The following is a 5946-nucleotide window of genomic DNA, read 5'->3' as shown; positions in this document are numbered from 1 at the left end:
CCATGGGCATGCTCAACCACCATTTCGCAGCAGCCGCCTGATCGGCGCAGAGCGACAGCCTACCTCTGACTGCCGCCAATCTTTGCAACAGAGCCGGCTCGGGCGTTCGCTGGCCGAACTGCTCGCCATAGTCGAGGCGCTGCGCGGCCAGGGCATCGCGCTCCTGAGCCTTGAGGAAAAGATCGACACATCATCAGCCGCGGGGGAACTCATCTTCCATGTGTTCGGGGCCATTGCCCATTTCGAGCGGCGGCTGATCTCCGAGCGAACTAGGGATGGCATCGCAGCCGCACGGGCGAAGGGCAAGCAGCCGGGCCGTCAGCCCCTCGACATGTCCAAGGTGGATGCCGCCATAAAACTGGTGGAAGCCCGCATCTCTCCGACAGAAGCGGCGCGGCAACTCGGCATCGGTCGATCGACCATCTATCGCGAAATGCGCCGCCTCGGCGTGGAAAGGCCCGTCTGAATGTCCAAATCGAAATCCGCTCACGATCTTTCGGGCCTGATGAAATATGCGGATCGCGCGCCGTGGGATGATGCCCTGGCCGAAATGTTGTCCGCGCATCACGGGCCAGCATCCGAGGCGACGGGACTCGAGCCCGACGCCATATTCGAAATCTTCGGCGATCACTGGCAAGGACCGATCTGGGGCTGCGCCTTTGAAGATTTGCTCACGCAGAAACTGGAACCTGACGGTAGCAATCTGGTCGATGACTATCTCAAGCGCCGGGGCTGGAACGAAAAGGCCCCGAATAAGGCCTATATGCGCGCGCTACGCGATACGGTCATGTCGCTCTATGAGATCAGCGAAGTCGTGCCTGGTCAGTCGATGACCCTGCGCGATCTGCTGCGCGACGTCCCGCCGGTGACGGTGCGGGAACATGGTGCAACCCAGACCTCGTCAACTGGGACAAGATCGCCGCAAGGGTTGTCGAAGTGAACGGCCGTTATGGTATTTCCGGAGCACTGTTGCCGTTCAGCGCTGAAGGCGCCGTGCAAGTGGTCGATGCATTCTCCCGACTTGCGGATGAAACACAGGACACTGCGGGAGTGAACCCGTCCGATCGGGACGTGCTTCTGGAAGCATCGGGACCGATGTTCACAAACATGTGGCTGCTCGACTGTCTGGGCAAGGCCATGACCGGCAGCGTGCCGGATATGGTCAACGCCGACGGCGATGACCTGGTGTTCCACCGTATTGTCTTTCCGCTGGCAAAAGGCGTGGTCGGCAAGAGCATAGTCCGAAGGCTGAATGCAGCACAATGGCTGGAACCTGCCAGCGACAATTTCTGGAACTGGCTAGCGCCGGCGATGAAGAACAAGAAGCCGCAGGCGGCCAAAGGCAAACAGGCCTTCGTTACGACCATGGATGACGGCACACCGGTTTTTGCCAATGTGGAACTGAAAGGCCGCAAACTGATCGTCGAGGTGAACAGCGCCGCCCGTGCGGAACGCGCGACTGTGCAGGTGCGCGAATGGATGGGCGATTACCTGGACGTACCCATGACCGAAATCCGGACGTTGGCTCAGGTTATGGCCGACGATGCCCCGCGCGCGCCACAGGACGAGGTGCTGGATATCCCGCCGCATGAAATGGAGCGCATCGTTCATGATATGCTGACCCGTGAATATACGAAAACGCTCGATGAGCCGGTTCCGGCCCTCGACCACAAGACACCACGCGCTCTGGCCCGCACCAAGGCAGGTCGAGCGAAAGTGGCCGATTGGCTCAAATATATCGAGAACGGCTCGGCCAAATCCAGCGCTGGGGATCCAATGGCGAGCTATGATTTTACGTGGATGTGGGAAGAGCTGGGATTGAGCGAACTGCGGCGTTGATGGCCCTCACGCCACTATTTTCTCGTATTGTTCGCCCTTAGCGTTGTCTGGCGTACCTTCCACGCTATGCCCTCAAAGTGGTTTTGAGGGTTTGTCGTACATGCTGGTCGGATATATGCGGGTGTCATCGGCCGATGATCGCCAAACTGTCGATCTTCAGCGCGACGCTCTGGTCGCGGCGGGTGTCGATCCGCGTAATTTGCATACTGATAAGGCATCGGGAGCACGCGACGATCGACCGGGCCTGAAGGACTGCCTCGATTATCTGAGTGCGGGCGATACGCTGATCGTGTGGAAACTCGATCGGCTTGGGCGATCGTTGCCGCATTTGCTGGCGATCGTCACTGACCTGAAGGCGCGTGGCATCGCGTTCCGTTCGCTGACTGAGCAGATGGATACGAACACGCCGCACGGCGAACTGCTATTTTCGCTGTTCGGCGCGCTGGCGCAATATGAGCGCGCGCTGACGCGCGAGCGGGTGATGGCGGGACTGGCGGCTGCAAAGCGTCGAGGGCGCCAGGGTGGACGGCCTCCCATGATCGACACTGAGACCCTTGAACGGATTACTGCCGCGCTTGATGGCGGAGCAAGCAAGGCATCCGTCTGTCGCACCTTCAAGGTGCCGCGTTCGACCTTGATTGGCACTCTTGCCCGGATCGGTTGGGCGCCGCCCGCCAAAGCCTAACCCAATGCCTCGTCGCGCCGTGCTGTCGGACGAGCAACGCATGGCGTTGCTCGCACTTCCCGATGATGAAACCACGCTCGTTCAGCACTGGACGTTGAGTGAGGATGACCTGGCTATCATCGTGCGCCGCAGGCGACCGCATAATCGTCTGGGTTTCGCGATCCAGCTATGCGCGCTGCGCTATCCCGGCCGTTTGCTGCGCCCGGGCGAATTGATCCCCGATACGCCGCTCGCGTTCGTCGCCGAGCAATTGCAGATCGCGCCCGAGGTGCTGGCCGATTATGCGACGCGCGGCCCGACCCGGTACGAACAGCTCGATGCGCTGCGCGAGGGCTTTGGGTTCACACAGTTCAGCCGGCCATTGCGAGCGGCGTTGCAGGAATGGCTGCTGCCGATTGCGCTGACGACGACCAGCGGGGCTGGGCTGGCACGGTCGCTACTAGGCGAGTGCCGACGACGGCGCATCATCGTACCTGGCATCAGTTCGGTCGAACGGATGGTTGCGCAGGCGCTGCTCGACGCCGAGCGCCATGTCGCCGAGCATCTGACCCGAGGGCTGGAGACTGGGCAACGCCGTCTGCTTGATGCCCTTCTTCTGCCTCACGCCGGCACGAACCTCAGCGGCCTCGGATGGGTGCGGCAGCCGCCCGGCAAGCCCGGTCGCAAGACGTTCGCCGTCATCATCCGGCGGCTAGCTCTGCTGCGCGATATTGGGATCGATCCCGATATCGCGGCAGGCATACATCCTGAACGCCTGCGACGCCTCTGTCAGGAAGGGGCTCGGCTGACGGCGCAACATGTCCGAACGCTGCAAGCAACGCGGCGCCGTGCGACGCTGGCGGCAACCGTACTCGAAACCATCGTCACGCTCACCGACGATGCGGTGCTGATGTTCGACCGCCTGCTGGGTCAGATGTTTCGGCGCGAGCAGAACAGCGCAGACACAGCGCTCAAGCGCGACCGGCGCAACATCAACGGTAAGATCCGGCTACTTGCCCGGCTCGGCGATGCCCTGCTCACTGCCAAGGTGTCGGGCGGCGACATCGGCGCCGCGGTCGAGGCCGTAGTTGGATGGGATGATCTTGGCCGTGAAGTCGATGAAGCCCGCAAGCTGATCCGCCCCGATGCCGTCGATCCCGTTACCGTCGCCGCAACCAACTACCCCGTTCTCCGACAGGTCGGTCCCTTGTTCATCGCCTCGTTCACGTTCGGAGCGGTCCCGGCCTGCCATACGCTCGCGCGAGCAGTCGCTATCATGCGCGACCTTCATCTAGGTCGCCTGAAAAAACTGCCGCCGGATACACCAGTTGCCTTCATTCGGCAGGCCTGGCGTCGCGCGATCGGCCCCGGCATTCCCGATCGCAGAGTTTATGAATTTTGCGTCCTAGTCGAGCTTCGTGACAGGCTTCGTGCCGGCGACATGTGGGTCGAGGGAAGCAGACGCTATCGTGCCGTCGAGCAACAGCTTATTCCAAGTCCGGTATTTGCCACCATGCGCGCAGCCGGCCCTTTGCCGATCCCGGCACCCGATACGGCCAGTGCCTGGCTGGACGAACGGCGTACCCGTCTCGCCCGGAGATTGGCAGAGGTCGAGCGGAAGGCGGAGACGGACGCGCTGGAAGACGTACAACTCAGCCTTGGCAAGCTGCGGATTTCGCCGTTGAAGGCGGTCACGCCGGATGAAGCGGATAGCGCCCTTGCGCCGCTCTACGCCCATCTGCCCGCGATCCGCATCACCGATCTCCTTGCTGAAGTCGATCGATGGACCGGTTTCAGCCAGTGCTTCACGCATCTGCAAAGCGGTCGGGTTGCCGATGAACCCCGCGCTATCCTGACGGCGGTGCTCGCCGATGCGACCAATCTTGGCCATAAGCGCATGGCAGAAGCCTGCGATCTCGTGACCCAACGCCAACTCAGTTGGCTCGCCTCATGGCATTTACGCGAGGAAACCTACGGTAGGGCTCTCGCCCGGTTGGTCAATGCCCAGCACACCGCGCCGCTCGCCGCCCTGTTTGGGTCCGGGACCTCGTCCAGTTCGGACGGTCAGAACTTCCTGCTTGATCGCCGTGCTCAGGCGACCGGCGCAGTCAATCCGCACAAGGGGGCGGAGCCTGCTGTCTCCTTCTACAGCCATGTCTCGGATCGCTACGCGCCGTTTCATTCCACCGTCATCTCCGCATCCGCAAGCGAGGCGGCGCAGGTGCTGGACGGGCTGCTCCATCATGGTGCCGATCTGCACATTGAGGAGCATCACGTCGATGGTGGGGGCGTTTCCGACCATGTGTTTGCGCTATGCCATCTACTTGGATTCCGGTTCGCGCCGCGCATCCCTAACATCGCCGCGCGCCGGCTTCACCTGTTCAACGGAATCGAACCTGGCCCAGATATCGCGCCGCTGGTCGCGGGCAGGATCGACGAGGCCCTGATCGCCGCACACTGGGACGACGTGCTGCGCTTGGGCACCTCGATCCGCACCGGCGTCGTGAGTGCATCGATCATGCTGGAACGGCTCGGCTCCTATCCACGGGCCAATGGCCTGGCCTTGGCACTGCGCGAGATCGGCCGCGTCGAGCGCACCCTGTTTACACTCGACTGGATCGAGCAGCCCGAACAGCGGCGCCGCGCAACCCGCGAACTCAACAAGGGTGAGGCCGAAAATGCTCTGAAACGCGCCATCTTCTTCCACCGGATCGGCCGCATCCGTGATCACGCCCTGCAAGCCCAGACCCATCGGGCGAGCGCGCTAAACCTCGTCGCCGGTGCTATCGTCCTGTGGAACACGACCTACCTGCAAGCCGCCCGCATGCATCTTGCCAGTCTCGGCCGGTCGGTCCCGCCGGACCTGTTGCAACACCTTTCGCCGCTCGGATGGCAGCACATCAACCTCACCGGCGATTATCTTTGGACCGACCCCGATGCGCCATCGTCCGCCCTCAGGCCGCTTCGCCAGATGCACGCCGTCGAAGGTCCGGCGAAACCTTAGACCCGATGACTGCGGGAAGCCTTTGCGGCTCAAATCTGAGATGTTGACGGTGGAGTAGTCAGCAACGGAGGCGAGTCATGTCGAATGTGGCGAAGGGCTCTGTTGCAAAGATTGGCGGCAGTCAGAGGTAGGCTGTCGCTCTGCGCCGATCAGGCGGCTGCTGCGAAATGGTGGTTGAGCATGCCCATGGCCTCCGTCAGCGCCGAGGGCCCAATGCCAAAAGCTCTCTCCACAAGGCGCACCTCGCCCCTGATGCCGGGCTGCAGGCACCAGGGGCGAGCCTGTCCTTTGCGCAGGGCTCGCATGACTTCGAATCCCTTGATCGTGGCATAGGCCGTGGGGATGGCTCTGTTGCAAAAATCGTGAAGCTTGAGCATGCTTGGCGGAGATTGGACGGACGGAACGATGACGGATTTCAAGTGGCGCCATTTCCAGGGTG

At 62.1% G+C, this 5946-nt stretch carries 5 protein-coding genes and 1 pseudogene; 5 read left to right on the top strand and 1 reads right to left on the bottom strand.

From position 1 onward, the window contains the following. From B5X69_RS20015 to B5X69_RS20000, 5 genes are all read left to right on the top strand, one after another. Window positions 1-466 (top strand): recombinase family protein (locus B5X69_RS20015; RefSeq protein ID WP_245798822.1); only part of this gene is annotated, 466 nt, incomplete at its 5' end. Further along, the gene (locus tag B5X69_RS22145) at window positions 467-940 is read left to right on the top strand and encodes a hypothetical protein (protein ID WP_245798821.1); all 474 of its coding nucleotides are present in this window, start codon (window positions 467-469) and stop codon (window positions 938-940) included. Beyond that, window positions 937-1839: an antitoxin Xre/MbcA/ParS toxin-binding domain-containing protein gene (locus B5X69_RS20010; RefSeq protein WP_245798820.1), complete on the top strand. Its 903-nt coding sequence runs from the start codon at window positions 937-939 to the stop codon at window positions 1837-1839. The genes B5X69_RS22145 and B5X69_RS20010 overlap by 4 nt, the downstream gene beginning before the upstream one ends. A 100-nt stretch (window positions 1840-1939) precedes the next feature. Beyond that, entirely contained in the window at window positions 1940-2524 is a 585-nt protein-coding gene (locus tag B5X69_RS20005) for a recombinase family protein (RefSeq protein WP_066659028.1), read from the top strand. 4 nt (window positions 2525-2528) lie between these two features. Further along, window positions 2529-5507, top strand: coding sequence for a Tn3 family transposase (locus B5X69_RS20000; protein ID WP_062069500.1), 2979 nt, complete (start codon window positions 2529-2531; stop codon window positions 5505-5507). A 149-nt stretch (window positions 5508-5656) separates the two neighbouring features. Here the strand turns inward: B5X69_RS20000 and B5X69_RS19995 are convergent. Continuing rightward, window positions 5657-5946 (bottom strand): annotated as a pseudogene (locus tag B5X69_RS19995) (hypothetical protein); the annotation flags it as partial.

This window comes from Sphingopyxis flava (genome assembly GCF_900168005.1).
GTDB classification, from domain to species: Bacteria; Pseudomonadota; Alphaproteobacteria; order Sphingomonadales; family Sphingomonadaceae; genus Sphingopyxis; species Sphingopyxis flava.
Note: the sequence above shows the minus strand (reverse complement) of the source record. Positions and strands in the feature narration are given on the sequence as shown.

Excerpts from the sequence above, each read along its gene's own strand:
- B5X69_RS20000 (WP_062069500.1), top strand. The coding sequence starts at position 2,529 with ATGCCTCGTCGCGCCGTGCTGTCGGACGAGCAACGCATGGCGTTGCTC.
- B5X69_RS20005 (WP_066659028.1), top strand. The coding sequence starts at position 1,940 with ATGCTGGTCGGATATATGCGGGTGTCATCGGCCGATGATCGCCAAACT.
- B5X69_RS22145 (WP_245798821.1), top strand. The coding sequence starts at position 467 with ATGTCCAAATCGAAATCCGCTCACGATCTTTCGGGCCTGATGAAATAT.